The sequence below is a fragment of the Kitasatospora hibisci genome (assembly GCF_043950205.1).
Lineage (GTDB): Bacteria > Actinomycetota > Actinomycetes > Streptomycetales > Streptomycetaceae > Kitasatospora > Kitasatospora hibisci.
In genome coordinates this window covers 6,563,011-6,577,190 of sequence record NZ_CP171642.1, presented here as the reverse complement: position 1 = coordinate 6,577,190, position 14,180 = coordinate 6,563,011, and the positions used below count along the sequence as shown (strand labels likewise).

12 protein-coding genes and 1 pseudogene are annotated in these 14,180 nt (G+C 73.8%); 5 read left to right on the top strand and 8 right to left on the bottom strand.

Annotated features, from left to right (window positions below):
• Positions 1-615: 615 nt before the first annotated feature.
• Both ACF9IK_RS28900 and rpe read right to left on the bottom strand, forming a co-directional pair.
• Positions 616-1,575: a pirin family protein gene (locus ACF9IK_RS28900; protein WP_395297009.1), complete on the bottom strand. Its 960-nt coding sequence runs from the start codon at positions 1,573-1,575 to the stop codon at positions 616-618.
• Positions 1,576-1,783: 208 nt separating this feature from the next.
• A complete protein-coding gene (gene rpe, locus ACF9IK_RS28895) occupies positions 1,784-2,467 on the bottom strand; it encodes a ribulose-phosphate 3-epimerase (RefSeq protein ID WP_395297008.1) in 684 nt (227 codons plus the stop codon).
• A 253-nt stretch (positions 2,468-2,720) separates the two neighbouring features.
• On the opposite strand from rpe, the gene ACF9IK_RS28890 reads away from it, so the two are divergent.
• Entirely contained in the window at positions 2,721-3,578 is an 858-nt protein-coding gene (locus ACF9IK_RS28890; RefSeq protein ID WP_395297007.1) for an SCO6745 family protein, read from the top strand.
• 214 nt (positions 3,579-3,792) lie between these two features.
• Here the strand turns inward: ACF9IK_RS28890 and ACF9IK_RS28885 are convergent, their stop codons facing one another.
• Positions 3,793-4,452 (bottom strand): C39 family peptidase, encoded by a 660-nt coding sequence (locus tag ACF9IK_RS28885; protein WP_395297006.1) that lies wholly within the window; start codon positions 4,450-4,452, stop codon positions 3,793-3,795.
• Between the two features lie 198 nt (positions 4,453-4,650).
• Here ACF9IK_RS28885 and ACF9IK_RS28880 point away from each other — a divergent pair, with 198 nt between their 5' ends.
• Positions 4,651-5,946, top strand: coding sequence for an SUKH-4 family immunity protein (locus ACF9IK_RS28880; protein ID WP_395297005.1), 1,296 nt, complete (start codon positions 4,651-4,653; stop codon positions 5,944-5,946).
• A gap of 194 nt (positions 5,947-6,140) precedes the next feature.
• Here ACF9IK_RS28880 and ACF9IK_RS28875 read toward each other — a convergent pair.
• The 4 genes and pseudogenes from ACF9IK_RS28875 to ACF9IK_RS28860 all read right to left on the bottom strand — a co-directional run.
• Positions 6,141-6,668, bottom strand: a pseudogene (locus ACF9IK_RS28875) (DUF4188 domain-containing protein); the annotation flags it as partial.
• A 68-nt stretch (positions 6,669-6,736) separates the two neighbouring features.
• On the bottom strand, positions 6,737-7,339 hold the full coding sequence (locus ACF9IK_RS28870) for a TetR/AcrR family transcriptional regulator (protein ID WP_395297004.1): 603 nt from the start codon (positions 7,337-7,339) through the stop codon (positions 6,737-6,739).
• Between the two features lie 60 nt (positions 7,340-7,399).
• Positions 7,400-8,386 carry an aldo/keto reductase gene (locus ACF9IK_RS28865; protein WP_395297003.1) on the bottom strand — a complete coding sequence of 329 codons (987 nt, stop codon included), beginning with the start codon at positions 8,384-8,386 and terminating at the stop codon, positions 7,400-7,402.
• A gap of 124 nt (positions 8,387-8,510) precedes the next feature.
• Positions 8,511-10,097, bottom strand: a complete 1,587-nt coding sequence (locus tag ACF9IK_RS28860; protein ID WP_395297002.1) for a serine/threonine-protein kinase — start codon at positions 10,095-10,097, stop codon at positions 8,511-8,513.
• 282 nt (positions 10,098-10,379) lie between these two features.
• On the opposite strand from ACF9IK_RS28860, the gene ACF9IK_RS28855 reads away from it, so the two are divergent.
• Positions 10,380-11,528 (top strand): serine hydrolase domain-containing protein, encoded by a 1,149-nt coding sequence (locus ACF9IK_RS28855; protein WP_395297001.1) that lies wholly within the window; start codon positions 10,380-10,382, stop codon positions 11,526-11,528.
• A gap of 92 nt (positions 11,529-11,620) precedes the next feature.
• Positions 11,621-12,073, top strand: a complete 453-nt coding sequence (locus ACF9IK_RS28850; RefSeq protein ID WP_395297000.1) for a carboxymuconolactone decarboxylase family protein — start codon at positions 11,621-11,623, stop codon at positions 12,071-12,073.
• Positions 12,074-12,203: 130 nt separating this feature from the next.
• On the opposite strand, the gene ACF9IK_RS28845 is transcribed toward ACF9IK_RS28850, so the two are convergent.
• Complete coding sequence (locus tag ACF9IK_RS28845) at positions 12,204-13,013, bottom strand: alpha/beta fold hydrolase (protein ID WP_395296999.1); 810 nt, start codon at positions 13,011-13,013, stop codon at positions 12,204-12,206.
• Between the two features lie 310 nt (positions 13,014-13,323).
• Here ACF9IK_RS28845 and ACF9IK_RS28840 point away from each other — a divergent pair, with 310 nt between their 5' ends.
• Positions 13,324-13,707: a hypothetical protein gene (locus tag ACF9IK_RS28840; RefSeq protein WP_395296998.1), complete on the top strand. Its 384-nt coding sequence runs from the start codon at positions 13,324-13,326 to the stop codon at positions 13,705-13,707.
• The last annotated feature ends 473 nt before the right edge of the window (positions 13,708-14,180 follow it).

The following is a 14,180-nucleotide window of genomic DNA, read 5'->3' as shown; positions in this document are numbered from 1 at the left end:
AAAGTGTGGGTAGGTATATCTGACTGTCGGTAGGTCGACAAAGATCTATTGATCAATGAGTGATCCACCTCACGGCATAAATCAGCAGAAATGCGAATGAGCGGGCCATGGAAAGCCCCGCCCCGATAGTGCGTCCCAGCAGAGTCCGCCCAGGCAATGGCCGACCGACCGGATCGGCCCGCAGCTCCAGCGCTCGCCGACGCGCCTTCGCGGCTACTCGTTCACGAATCGCAAGAACGGCCCCCGTCTGGCGCCGACCTAACCAGCCTGACGACGGATCGCAGACGCGCCGCCATCCAGAACCTCCCGGACCGGCAGGCCGCGAACGAGCGGCACGGAGGACCTTCCATGCGGCGCTCGGACTCGACTGCTCAAGGGGCTTTCGCCTGATCACGCTATCTGACTTTCCATCAGGAAGGTCAGCAAAAGGTCAGCATCGAGTCGACTGAACCCTGCTACAGACACCCAGACCTGAGAATCAGGAGGAGCGGGGACCTCGCCTCCGTCAGGCGTCGAAACCTAGGAGCGCGCGTCCTCCAGTAAGGCCCCCAGACTCGCCAGCAGTCCGGTGAGCAGCGGAGTGTGCAGGCATGACTTCGAGGACATCTGCGCAGGTCAGCGCACCCGACCCCGCGCCTTCAGTGGCGTCGCCGGCATCTCCGGAGCCCGCAGGCGGGCACCGTCGTAGCCGTGAACTTCGCCGAACCGTGTGCCCTGTTCCCAGTCGTTTCGTGCCTGTGCGATCTCAGCACCGGATCGGCCGATGAAGTTCCACCACATGACGAGACGCTCCTCGAAGGGCCGGCCGCCGAGGAGGAGGACGGCGGCGTCGGTGCGGGCGAGGAGCGGGAGTTCGCGGCGGTCGGTGCCGAGGTAGAGCATGGAGCCCGGCTCTACCCGGACGCCGTCGACGTCGACGCTGCCGGTCATCGAGAGGACGGCGTACTCGAAGCCGGGTTCGACGGGGAGCTTGAGGTCGGCGCCCGCGGTGAGGGCGAGGTCGGCGCCGACCAGAGGGGTGTAGGTGGTACCGGGTGAGGCCGCCGAGTCGAGGGTGCCGAGGATGACGGTCGCGCGCAGGCCGGGGGCGGTGACGACGGGCAGGTCGGCGTGGTGCTCGAAGGCCGGGTCCGTGTGCCGGTGGGCGTCCGGGAGGGCCACCCAGAGCTGGGCGCCGTGCAGGTAGCGGACATGCGGGCGCGGGGACTCCTCGGAGTGCGAGATCGCCCGGCCGGAGGTCATCAGGCCCAGCTCGTAGGGGCGGACGGTCTGCAGACTGCCGAGGCTGTCGCGGTGCAGGACCTCGCCCTGGTGGAGCCAGCTCACGGTCTGCAGGCCCATGTGCGGGTGCGGCGGGACCTGCATACCGGGTTCGTCGGAGATGTCGTCCGGGCCGTAGTGGTCGACGAAGCACCAGGCGCCGACCATCCGGCGCCCGAGGTTGGGCAGCAGGCGGCGCACCACCGTGCTCTCGCCGAGCGGCACCTGACGGCCAGTCAGCAATTCCGTCACCGGGCCTGCGCCGGCCTCGCCGCCGCAGCTGGTCGGCGCGGGCTTGAGGTCGAGGTTGCTCATGTCGCGGGTCCTCCACCGTACGGTCGGGACCGGCCGGGGCCGGGGTGTCGAGCACGATCATCCAGCACCCCGGCGGGTTCCTCCACCCGGCGAACCGGGCGCCGTCCGCTCACCCTCCGCTCGCCGCGCGCTCGCCGACCGATCGCGACCGGTCGGCGCGCAGAACGCTGAGCGGACGCGGCGCGACCGGCGCCCGAGCCTCTCGGCCTCAGTGCCCGCAGGCCCACCAGGCGTCGGCCGTCGCCGCGTCCGCGAGCGCGCGCAGCTTGGCGACCGCCTCGGCCGGGTCCTCCGCACCGTAGACGGCGGAGCCGGCCACGAAGACGTCCGCGCCCGCCTCGGCGCAGCGCTCGATGGTGCCGGCCGAGACCCCGCCGTCGACCTGCAGCCACAGCTCCAGGCCGTGCTTGTCGATCAGCTCCCGGGTGCGGCGGATCTTGGGCAGCATGATGTCGAGGAACGCCTGGCCTCCGAAGCCGGGCTCGACGGTCATGATCAGCAGCATGTCCAGCTCGGGCAGCAGATCCTCGAACGGCTCGATCGGCGTGCCGGGCTTGAGCGCCATGGACGCGCGGGCGCCCTTGGCCCGGATCTCGCGGGCGAGGCGGACGGGCGCGGCCGCGGCCTCGACGTGGAAGGTGACCGATCCTGCGCCGGCCTCGACGTACTGCGGGGCCCAGCGGTCCGGGTCCTCGATCATCAGGTGGCAGTCGAGCGGAGTGTCGGTGGCCCGGGCCAGCGACTCCACGATCGGGACGCCCAGCGTCAGGTTGGGCACGAAGTGGTTGTCCATCACGTCGACGTGCAGCCAGTCCGAGCCCCTGACGGCCTCGGCCTCCTCGGCGAGCCGCGCGAAGTCCGCGGACAGGATGCTGGGGTTGATCTGCGCCATTACCGAATGCCTTCGTGCGAGGGTTCCGGTGCCGGGAGTGGACACCTCGGCCCATCATCTCTCGGCGGGCCGGAGGGACCGAAAGGGGGCGGGTTCCGAGGCGCGAGACCTCGCCGTGACCCTCGTCACACCGCGCGCGGGGTTATCGCGGCCACCGCCACGGTCATCAGCCTTGTGCGGCCGGCCATCAGCCCTGTGCGGCACCTCCCCCCGTCCGCGCGCCCCGGCGCTCCCCGCAGAGGAAGGCCCTCCGTTGACCGGTCCCGTCCACCCCGCCCGCGCTCTCTGGTGGCTCTTCGAGCCGGTGCACGCCATCACCTACTTCGCGCCCGAGGCGCGCGCCGCCTTCGAGGCCGCCGGACTGCGCGGCGGCTGGCGCGGCTACTTCGCCGGCCGCGCGGCGCCGCTGGGCCCGGTGGACGCCCCGCCGGTGGTGGCCGCGTTCTTCGGCTTCGCACCGGGGATGGTGGAGCGGGCGCTCCCGGACGTCTGGAAGCGCGCCGATCCGGCGACCACGCTGGCGGCCCGGGTCGAGGGGGCCTCGGCGACGCTCGAACGGCTGCTGGAGCACGTCGAGCGGGAGCGGATCGAGCTGGTCACCGACCGGCTGGAGCAGGCCGCCTCCCGGCTGGACTGCGCGGGCCGGGTGCTGGCCGCCGCGAACGCCGCCCTACCCCGCCCGACGGGCCTGCACGGGCGGCTCTGGCAGGCGGCCACGGTGCTGCGCGAGCACCGGGGCGACGGGCACGTCGGCGCCCTGGTCGCGGCCGGGCTGGACGGCTGCGAGGCGCTGGTGGTGCGCTGCGCCCTGGACGCCCGGCGCGAGGCGATCCAGCCGATGCGCGGCTGGGCGGACGAGGAATGGGACGCGGCCACCGCCCGGCTGGCGGAACGCGGCTGGCTCACCGAGCGCGGGACGATCACCGAGTCCGGGCGGCTCCGCCACCAGGCGCTGGAGGCGGCCACCGACCTGGCCGCCGCCCGGGTCTGGCAGGACCAGCCGAGCGCCGAGCCGGACCGGCTCGCCGCCGCGCTCAAGCCGATCGCGGCGCTCTGCCGCGCCGCCCTGCCCCCGGTCAATCCGATAGGCCTGCCGAAGACCACGGCCTGACCCGCGTCCGAGCCGGTGCCCTGCGCCGCGCGCGACCGCCGCCGAGGCGGGCCACGCCCGGCGCGGGTCACCCGAACGGGTCACGCCCAGCTCGGCCGGACGTCCACCGGCCGCCCACCCGCGCCCCGCCCACCCGCACGCCGCCCCGGAGACCGTCGACGGCTGAGGACCCCGCCCGCACCCGTCCGCACTCCCGCACGCCCGCACGCCCGCCTCAGCCGTCGACGGTCTCCGGCGGGCCGAGGACGATCCCCCGACCGGAGTAGAAGCGCTCGAAGTGCCGCCACGGGACGTGTGCGTACGCCTGCGACTCGCCCGCGAACCCGGACGGGTTGTGGATCACCAGCGCCGTCCCCGTCGTACCCACGGCGAGCACCAGGTGCCCGCCGCGCCGCTGCGGCTCGGGGCCGTCCGGGTGGCGGACCGCCGGGTGCACCGACAGCATGACCAGCCGCCCGGCGGCCACCTCCGCCGACACCTCCTCGGGCGTCAACTCCCTTGCCTGCGCTGTCAGTCCCCAGCGCTCGTGGACGTAGGCGGCGAACGGCGTGTGGATCAGCCCGCGCAGCCGGTCGCCGTCACGCTCGTAGGCGCCGGCCGTCAGGCACTCGCCGGCCAGTGTCATCGCCGACGGCGCGACGCCCCACCAGTGGTCGAGCGCCATCCGCAGGCAGGCGACGCCGCAGAGCCGCCAGGACCAGTACTCGTACTCCTCCGGCGTGGCGGCCCCCGACGCGCCCCAGCGCGGGTCGTCCGCCGCGCTCACCGAGCCGGCGATGATCCCCCGCACCAGCTCGGGCGACTCCCACTGTGCGTAGTACGGCACCTCGTGCACCACGGCCGCCCCGCGTCCGCCTTCCTCCGCCACCACCATGCACCGACGCTCTCACGGCGGACGGGCTCCGCCGCCGTACGACACCCGCGAGCCGCGCCACCGACCGCACCCGCCACCGCCCACCGGCCACCGGCCACCCACCGCGGAACGCCGTGGGCCGCCCTGGCCGCGGCGCTGTCGGTGAGGCCCGCTAGGGTCGGCAGTGATCAACGATCATCAACCCGGGGGTGGCCAGGCGTGGGCATCGAGCAGGATTGGGGCGGGCGCCTGCGGCTGGAGTCCGCGGAGCTTCCGGACGGGCTCGCGCACCAGCCCAGCCGGGACTTCCTGACCACGGAGGGCCTGCCGGAGACGGCCGCCTTCCTGGACTTCCACCCCCTCGGCGGGCCACCGCTGGAGGCCTTCGGCGACACGGCGGACGAGGGCGACAAGGAGCACCTCTTCGTCCTCGGCGAGACCACCTACACCGCCCACACCGCCCACGAGGGCGACGCCGTCCTCCTCGACGGCGTGACCGGCGAGGTCTTCCTGGCCGGCCGGCGCGGCGGCGCGCTCCGCCGCGACCTGCTCGCGACCGGCCTGCCGCAGCTGGTCGAGCTGCTGCGCGAGGTCGACGCAGCGGCCCTCGCCGCCGAGGAGCCCGAGGCGATCGACGGCCAGCGCGGACCGGCGGTCGTCGCCGGGGTGGTCGACGTCGTCCGGCAGCGGATGCGGACGGTCGACCCGGCGCTCTTCCGGGACGACGGAGCCCCGCCCGCGCACTGGGACACGGCCCTGCTGGTCCGCTCCCTCGCCTGGGGTGCCCTGTCCGGCGCGCCGGACGGGACCGGCTCCCTCGCGTACGGGATAACCCCCGAGCTCGTCGCGGACCTCGCCGAGCTCAGCGCCCGCACCGACACCGCCACGACCGACACCGCCGCTACCGGCACGTCCGCTACAGATACGACCGCTACCGGCACCGCCGTCGCGGGCATCCGCCGCTTCCACCCCGACGAGCTGCCGGACGTGCTCACCCACGGCCCCACCCGCCGGCTGCTCACCGAGCTCGGTCTGCCGGTCGGCGGCACCGTGCTCGACGTCGCCGCCACCGGGCCGCTGCGCACGATGGCCGAGGCGCACCCGGAGGACTTCGCCTCCGCCGGCGAGGCGGAACCGGCCGCCGAGCGCGAGTACCAGCGTGACCACCTCGCCCTCGCGCACTGGCCGCACGACCTCGTGATCGCCCTCGACGGCGCCACCGGCCGGCTGGAGCTGCCCGCCTGGCACGACCCCGGCGTTCCCGCGGCCTACCTCAACCGGGACCTCTCCGCACTTCTGTTCGCACTCTGGACGCGCGAGCGGCTGCGCGCAGAGTGGCGGCGCTGGGAGGACGGACGGGCCGGCGCGGCCTGGGCGGTCTTCGACCCGCAGGCGCTGCTGGGCCACGTGGCCGAGCACGTGGTGGCCGCCGTCGACCCCGAGGCCTTCGCGACCCCGGTCCACTCCTGGCAGCTCCTCGCCGACGACGACCACATGGGCGGCCTGCTCTACTGAGCCGCAGCACCCCCGCGCGCCTCGCCGGCACCCCCGGCGACGGCGGTGCCGTCCTCCACCCTGCCGGTGTCCGCCACGCCGCTGGCCGCCCGACCACCGTCCGCCGCGGCCCGTTCAGCGGCACGGCCCCCGGCGGGCGGCTTCTCCGCCTCCCCCGTCACCTCCGCGCCCACCCCGGCCTCCGCGCCCTCCGCGGCCTTGTTCCGGTACGCGAGGCGATCCGCCGCCCGGCGCCCGCGCCGCTCCACCGGCAGCACGCCGTGGGCCGCCGCCAGGCCGAACGGCGGCATGTCGAAGTAGATCGCCTCGTAGGACCCCTCCGGCACGATGTAGGTCTCGTGCCAGAGCCCGACGTGCTGCCGGGTCCTCCCCGCCTTCACCTTGCGGTTGGCGATGCCCCAGGCCTTCCGGTGGAAGGCGTCCGGAGCGGCGGCGTACCGGTAGAGCTTCTCCTTCGACTCCCAGTACTGGACGACGTAGTACGTCCGCGGCGAGGCCGTCAGCAGGATCCGTCCGCGCAGCCCGCGCTCGGGGGCCCTGGCCAGCTCGTACAGCATCCGGAACATCGCCGTCATCACCGGCACCCAGTGGTGGACGGCCCAGAAGCGGTTGATGCGCATGCCGATCAGCAGCACGACCGTGTCCCCGGTGGCGCCTGCGGTGGTGTATCCGGGATTCGGTTTGGCGGACACATCGGCCTCCAGCTGTCTCCATCCACCCATGTAAGCGGTGATTACATCAGCGGCCGACCACCCGGTCAAGGCTTCGCGCAAGCCCAAATCCCCTCCCCTCACCGGGGATTGGCGATCCCTTGGCCGAAGGTGTCCAGCACCTGCGCGGCCCGCTCCTCCGCCTCCCCGATCGGCAGGTACCCGTCGATGATCAGTTGCGCCAGCCCGCAGACCAGCGCCTGGGCGGCCAGCCCCACCAGCGCCGGGTCCCCCGGCCGGAGCCGGCCCGACTCCTGGTCCGCGACGATGAGTTCGGTGTAGGCCTCGTCGATCCCCTCCAGCCGGCGCTCCAGTTCCGGCTGCCGGGATGGCGCGAACACCCGCGACCGCACCAGCTCGAACCGGTGCGGGTACCGGATCGCGTACCGGACGAAGCCCAGCCCGGTCGCGCGCAGCGCGGACCCCTCGTCGCCCGCGACCGCGTCCCGCTGCCACGCCTCGAAGTCCGCCAGCACCCGGTCCGCCAGCGCCGTCAACAGCGCCTGCCGGTCGGCGAAGTGGCGGAACGGCGCCCCGGCCGACACACCGGCCCGCCGCGCCACCTCCCGGACGCTGACCCCGGCCTGCCCCTGCTCGTCCAACAGCTCGAACGCCGCCGTCACCAGCGCCTCTGCCAGGTCCCCATGGTGATAACTGCCACGCCGGGCAGGCCTCTCCGTCATGGCAGCAGTGCTACCACAGCGGACCCCGGTCACCGGCGGGTATGCAGCCCCCGGCACCGGCTACCAGGCGTAGTCCTCCGGGGCGGGCCGGTGACCGGGGAAGATCTCGTCGAGACGGTCGAGGGTCTTCTGGTCGAGCTTCAGGTCGAGCGCGGCGATCGCGGCGTCGAGGTGGTCCGGGGTGCGCGGGCCGATGATCGGGGCGGTGACGGCCGGACGGGCGAGGAGCCAGGCGAGCGCGAGGTGGGCGGGGTCGGCGCCAAGCCCGGCGGCGAACTCCTCGTAGGCCTGGATGCGGTCGCGGTTGGCGGCGAGGATCTCGGCGGCGTGGCCCGTGACGCCGCGGACGGCGGCACCCTCCCGCTCCTTGCGCAGGACGCCGCCGAGCAGGCCGCTGCGGAGCGGGGACCACGGCAGCAGCCCGAGGCCGTAGTGCTGGAGCGCGGGGATCACCTCCAGCTCGATGGCGCGGTCGAGCAGGTTGTAGAGGGACTGCTCACTGACCAGGCCGAGGAAGTGCCGAGCGCGGGCGGACTCCTGCGCCTGGGCGAGGTGCCAGCCGGCGAAGTTGCTGGAGCCGACGTAGATGATCTTTCCCTGGGCGACCAGGACCTCCATCGCCTGCCAGATCTCCTCCCAGGGCGTGTCCCGGTCGATGTGGTGCATCTGGTAGAGGTCGATGTGGTCGGTGTTCAGCCGGCGCAGGCTGTCCTCCACGGCGCGGCGGATCGCGAGTGCGGAGAGGCGCCCCTGGTTGGGCCACTCCCCCATCGGCGCGTACGCCTTGGTGGCCAGCACGGTCCGCTCGCGGCGGCCGCCGCCCCGGGCGAACCATCTGCCGATGATCTCCTCGGTGCGGCCTTTGAGGTTACCCTCGCCGTCCCGCCCGTACGCGTTCGCGGTGTCGAAGAAGTTGATGCCCCGCTCGTGGGCGGTGTCCATGATCAGGTGGGCGTCGGACTCCTCGGTGTGCGGGCCGAAGTTCATGGTGCCCAGGCAGAGCCGGGAGACGGTCAGGCCGGTGCGGCCGAGATGGGTGAACTCCATGCCGCCCACCATCGGACGCATCGGCTCCGCTGTCCAGCACATTCCGCCGGCGGTCCAGCAGGCGGACCAAGTCGCCCGTGGGGCAGCGCGAACCACCCTGCCCGACGGCGAACTTCCCGTCATCTCAGAAGCGTTGGCGACTGCCTGGGACGACCATCCAGAGCAGCCAGGCGCCGGTGCCCAGGATCAGCATGTTCACCACGATCTGCCACGGCAGCTCGCCGAAGCCGATCTTCCGCGCACCGAGCCAGGCGAGGAGCACGGCCTTGGTGAGGAAGAACAGGCCCACGTCGGCCGCGACCGTGGCCGCCCACACCGCGGCGGGGTGCCACCGGGGCCGGGGCAGGGCGTGCAGGAGGGCGAGCACCGCGGTGACCGTGAGGGCGATGAAGACGTAGCCGTCCGGCACGTCCCCCAGGTTGTTCCAGGGCATCAGGGAGCCGATGGCCCAGAGCAGGCCCAGGCAGCCGAGGAACCGCACCACCGCAGCCCCGACCGCGGTCGGCCCGGGACGAGCCCCGGGCACGGACGTGGCGGGGACGGGCGCCCCGGGCACGGACGCGGCGGGGACGGGCGCGATGGGCCACGTCACGGGGGGCGCCGTCGACGGGGACGCCACCCCCGGGTACGGCGGCACGGGGGGCGCGGCGTTCACGGCGTCCGCCGAGGGGGCGCCCGGTCCGGCGAAGCCCGGGCTCCCGACCGTCGGCCCGGCCTGCACCCGCCCCGTCCGGAACGGCTCGGCCGCCCCGGCCCCACCCGGCACCGCACCGCCCCGAGCCGCGCCACCCGACGCCGCGCCACCGTGAACCGCTCCGCCCGGCACCGGCCCGGTCCCCGGCGCCGTGGGCGTCGGCACCGGCCCGACCGGCAGACCGTCGGGCAGCGCACCCGTCCGCGTCACCGTCTCCAGCGCCGCTCGCACCTGCTCCGCCGTGGCCCGGCGAGCCGGGTCCTTGGCGAGCAGCGCGGCCAGCACCGGCGCCAGGACACCCGCCCGGACCGCCGGCCGCGGCTCCTTGGTCACCACGGCGACGCAGAGGGCGCCGAAGGTCGTGCCGCTGAACAGCGCCTCCCCCTCGACCGCCGCGTAGAGCGTCGCGCCCAGCGACCACAGGTCGTTGGCCGGGGTGGGCGGCCGCCCCTCCAACTGCTCGGGGGCCATGAAGGCGGGCGTGCCGATGACCGCACCGGTGCGGGTGAGCGCCGTGGTCGCGTCGGCCACGTGCGCGATGCCGAAGTCCGTGATGACGACCCGATCGTCCGTCAGCAGGACGTTGTCCGGCTTGAGGTCGCGGTGGACGATCCCGGCCGCGTGGGCGCGCTGGAGGGCCTTCACCATCGCCACGCCGAGCTCGGCGACCCGCTCCACCGGCAGTGCACCGCCCCGGGCGAGCTCGGCGGCGAGCGACCTGCCGGTGACGTACTCCATCACGATCACCGGGGCACCCTCGTACTCGACGACGTCGTGCACGGTGACGATGCCGGGATGGTTGAGCCGTGCCGCCGCCCTGGCCTCGCGCAGCACGCGCTGGACCGACTCGTCCCGCTCGCGCTCGCCGACGCCGGGCGGAAGCATTACCTCCTTGACCGCGACGTCCCGTCCGAGCCTCGTGTCCCGCCCCCGCCACACACGACCCATGCCGCCCCGGCCGATCAGCTCCAGAAGCTGGTACCGGCCCCCGATCAGTGCCCCGCTCACTGCTGTCACGCCTGGCACCTTAGCGTCACCTCCCGTGCGGTTCCCACACGGTGGAGTCGACGCCCCTCCACCGACGGGCCGGACGCGCAGCCCTGCGGCGCCGCGGGCACACCGCCGCCCCGCCGGAAATCGGTTCCGTCCGCCTGGCCCGTTCCCGTACCGTGTCCCGGTCCTCGATCGTGGTCGCACCGTCGGACTCGTCACCTCCGAGTCCCACCGCGACCACCTCGGACGACGCAGGAGAGGCTGCCGATCGGCAGCGACCGGACCAACGGGAACAGGACGGCAGCAATGGAACGGCAGCAGCACGGTTGGGCCGACGAGGGTTACGGCGGGGTGGCCGACGCCTTCGCCCGCAACTGGGCCGACTTCCCCGAACTCGGCTCCGCGGTCACGGTGTTCGCCGGCGGTCGCAAGGTGGTCGAGCTCTGGGCCGGCACCGCCGACGAGCGGGCCGGGCGCCCGTGGACGGCGGACACGCTCGTCCCCGTGTTCTCCTGCGCCAAGGGCCTGGTCGCCGTCACCGCCCACCTGCTCGCCCAGCAGGGCCGGCTCGACCTCGACGCCCCGGTGGCCCGCTACTGGCCCGAGTTCGCGCAGGGCGGCAAGGAGGCGATCACCTGCCGGACGGTCCTCGGCCACCGGGCCGGCCTGCCCGCGCTGGACGCCTCCCCCGCCTTCGACGAGATCGCCGCCTGGACGCCGGTCGTCCGCGCCATCGAGGAGCAGCGACCGCTCTGGGAGCCCGGCACCGCCTACGAGTACCACGGCCACGTGCTCGGCTTCCTGATCGGTGAGGTGGTCCGCCGGATCACCGGGCAGACGCCGGGCGCGTACTTCCGCACCGCGATCGGCGAGCCGCTCGGCCTGGATGCCTGGATCGGCCTACCGGAGGTCGAACTCGGCCGCCTGGCAAGGCTGGTGGAGGCCGATGGGCGCCGCCCGATGCCCGGCCCCGAGCACCTGCTCACCCGGATCGTGACGATGAACGGCGCGTTGGCCTTCCCCGGCCTGGACCAGCCGCACGGCTGGAACGATCCGGCGCTGCACGCGATCGAGCTGCCGGGCGCGGGTGCCGTCGCATCCGCCACCGGTCTGGCCGGCGTGTACGCGGCGGCGGTCACCGGGGTCGACGGCCGGGAGCGCCTGCTCTCAGCCGAGACGGTGACCGACGCGCTGCGCGAACTCTCCTCCGGCGCAGGCTTCCTGGGCTTCGACATGGGCGCCCGCTGGGGCTCCGGCGTGCTGCTCGGCTCCCCGTCCTTCCGCCCTATGCTCGGCGCGCGCAGCTTCGGCAACGACGGCGCGGGCGGCCAGTTCGCCTTCGGGGACGACGAGTTCGGCGTCGGCTTCGCCTACGTCGCCAACCGCATGATCGGCCACGGCGACGCCCGCGCCGACCGTCTGGTCGACGCGGTGCGGAAGGCCCTGGGCGCCTGACGGCCGCTGCCGCGGCAGCGCCGGATTGACCCACGAACCTCTACCGGGAGTGCACCATGGTGAGGGCCACTGACCCGCCTAGGCTCGTTCACATGACAACGGTTCAGATCCCTCAGCGCATGAACTTCGCCACCGCCGCCCCCGAGGTCTTCCGCGCCGTCCTGGCCCTGGACGCGGCCGCCCGGCAGGGCCTCGACCCCGTGCTCGTCGAGCTGGTGCAGATCCGCGTCGCGCAGATCAACCGCTGCGCCTACTGCATCGACTACCACGTCGCCGACGCCCGCAAGGCCGGCGAGAGCGAGGAGCGCGTCCACCAGCTGAGCGCCTGGGAGGAGTCCTCCCTCTACACCGCCCGGGAGCGCGCGGCGCTCGCGCTGGCCGAGGCGGTGACGCTGCTGCCGCAGGGCGTCTCGGACGCGGTGTACGCGGAGGCGGCGCAGCACTTCGACGACCAGCAGCTGGCCAGGCTGATCGCGCTCGTGTTCACCGCCAACGCCTGGAACCGGATGAACGTGACCACCCGCAAGACCCCTGGCACCGCCTGACCCCGGGCACCGCCCGAGCACGGCAACCGCCCGAGCACGGCAACCGCGGTACCCGCGGACACCGGCGGGCGCCTGACGGGCCCCACGGAGCCGGGGCGCGCGTACCCCGGCGCGCGCCCCGGCTCCCGCCTCACCCCAGGATGCGCGGCAGGGTGACCCGCACCCACTCCTCCGGCTGCGACAGGTGCGGAGCGTGACCGGCGGCCTCGTACAGGTGCCGCTCGGGCTTCGGCAGTGCGAGGTCGATCAGGTCCAGCACCTCCCCGTACATCGGCGCGCTGTCGTCGCTCTGCGTGAGCAGCGCGGGCTCCGGGTAGCGGGCCAGCGCGGCGAGGTCGAGGTCCAGCGCGTCCGGGTCGCGCAGCTCGTCCAGGTAGGTCGGCGCGTTGCGAACGTACGTGTGCCGGATCGGAGCGGGCAGCTGGGCCCACGCGCCCGGGCCGAAGGCCAATGTCTCCACGAACAGCTCGGCCGCCGCGGCGGACTCGGCCTGCTCCAACAGCTCCCGCACGGCGGCGATCCGGCCGGCGAAGGCGGTACCGATCGGCCGCAGGTCCGGGTCGGCGAGCAGCATGGACGTCCCGGGCGGCTCGTGAACGGCGATCCCCCGCAGCAGGTCGGGCCGGGCGGCGGCCAGCCGGAGCGTGATCAGCGAGCCGTAGGAGTCCCCGCAGACGAAGGCGGGCGCGAGGCCCAGCCCCTCGATCAGCCCGGCCAGGTCGGCGGCGTCCTCGTGCACCGACCCCTGGGTGAGCAGGTCCTCGCTGCGACTGTGCCCGCGCCGGTCGTAGGCGACGACACCGGCCTGTTCGGCCAGCCCGGGCACCACCCGGGCCCAGCTGTCGGCGTCGCTCCAGGACCCGTGGACCAGCACCACGCCCGGCCCGGAACCCCGGGCCTCGTAGTACAGCGACACCCCGTTCACCCTGATCTCGGCCATCGCGAGCCTCCCGACCTCGGTCGCGCTCCAGCCCACCCCCACCAGCCTGACACACCCGCTCGGCGCCGGTCGGATCGGCGGACCGGGGCCGGAGACGCGCCGGTGGCGGACGAACGGCCCCCGCGGGGCGCGGCCACCCGCCGACCAGGACCCGTCCGGCCGCCCGGCACCGGCCTGACCTGCGGGGCAGCCGGCGATCCGATCAGATGTTCCGGAAATCCCGACCGGGCACCGCGTCGCGGGCTAGCATCGTCCGCGGCCGCCACGATCTTGCGGCGAGCACGTCAATCTCCACGGGGGGATCTTCAGCATGCGCAAGTCCGTCTCGGCGCGCGTCGGCGCCCTGGCCGTCGCCGCCATGGCCACCGCCACCCTGGTCGCGACCGCAACCCCGGCCTCGGCCCGCACCACCGGCACCAACGGGCAGCAGATCGCCTGGCACAACAACTCGAACATCGCCCGGTCGTTCAAGATCTCCGGGTACAACAACGACAACGAGTGGAACGAGGGCTGCTTCCGCCTCTACTACTTCAACGAGACCAGCAAGGCGGCTGCCGGCTGGTGGTGGAAGTACGACGTCAACCTGCAGTCCTACTCCTCGACCGACTGCTCGTCCAACACTCGGCTCTGGTACACCACCGTGAACGTGCCCAGGTCCCAGTCCGGCGACTGGGTGACCGTCCAGGGCTACTGAGCCACCGCCCCGCCGGATCCACCGGATCCACCTGGGGCGCCGAAGGACCGCACACCGGGCGCCCCGGGCCGGCCGAATCCACGGCCGACCCGGGGCGCCCGCGTGTTCACCCTCCCGCACACCACAGGAGCCGCACACCGCACCCCCGCCGAGCCCGAAGGGGCACCGCGCGGTGCCCCTTCGGGCAATCCGCCCGCCGCCCGGCCGGCCGATCCCGCACCACCGGACCGCCGCAGGTCACCGCCGGTGCGGGCGGCGGAGCCACCGTCATCCGGCCGCCTCCGGACAAGGGTTGACACCGCAAGTTGGTCTAGTCCAACGTAGGGGCAAGAACGTTCGACACGGCGCAGAGCCCCGGCGGGACGCCATGCCGGACATGCGAGTTGGCCGACCCCGCCGCATGTCCGCCGAGGCGTCGACGCCCCGTGGCGAGCACGCCGATCGGTGCAGACCGGAGCAGTGCAGAAGGAGGA

What these genes read in the sequence shown, in the direction of transcription:
- ACF9IK_RS28855 (WP_395297001.1), top strand. Translation starts at nt 10,380, where the DNA reads ATGGAACGGCAGCAGCACGGTTGGGCCGACGAGGGTTACGGCGGGGTG.
- ACF9IK_RS28845 (WP_395296999.1), bottom strand. Translation starts at nt 13,013, where the DNA reads ATGGCCGAGATCAGGGTGAACGGGGTGTCGCTGTACTACGAGGCCCGG.
- ACF9IK_RS28840 (WP_395296998.1), top strand. Translation starts at nt 13,324, where the DNA reads ATGCGCAAGTCCGTCTCGGCGCGCGTCGGCGCCCTGGCCGTCGCCGCC.
- rpe (WP_395297008.1), bottom strand. Translation starts at nt 2,467, where the DNA reads ATGGCGCAGATCAACCCCAGCATCCTGTCCGCGGACTTCGCGCGGCTC.
- ACF9IK_RS28865 (WP_395297003.1), bottom strand. Translation starts at nt 8,386, where the DNA reads ATGGAGTTCACCCATCTCGGCCGCACCGGCCTGACCGTCTCCCGGCTC.
- ACF9IK_RS28900 (WP_395297009.1), bottom strand. Translation starts at nt 1,575, where the DNA reads ATGAGCAACCTCGACCTCAAGCCCGCGCCGACCAGCTGCGGCGGCGAG.
- ACF9IK_RS28885 (WP_395297006.1), bottom strand. Translation starts at nt 4,452, where the DNA reads ATGGTGGTGGCGGAGGAAGGCGGACGCGGGGCGGCCGTGGTGCACGAG.
- ACF9IK_RS28850 (WP_395297000.1), top strand. Translation starts at nt 11,621, where the DNA reads ATGACAACGGTTCAGATCCCTCAGCGCATGAACTTCGCCACCGCCGCC.
- ACF9IK_RS28870 (WP_395297004.1), bottom strand. Translation starts at nt 7,339, where the DNA reads ATGACGGAGAGGCCTGCCCGGCGTGGCAGTTATCACCATGGGGACCTG.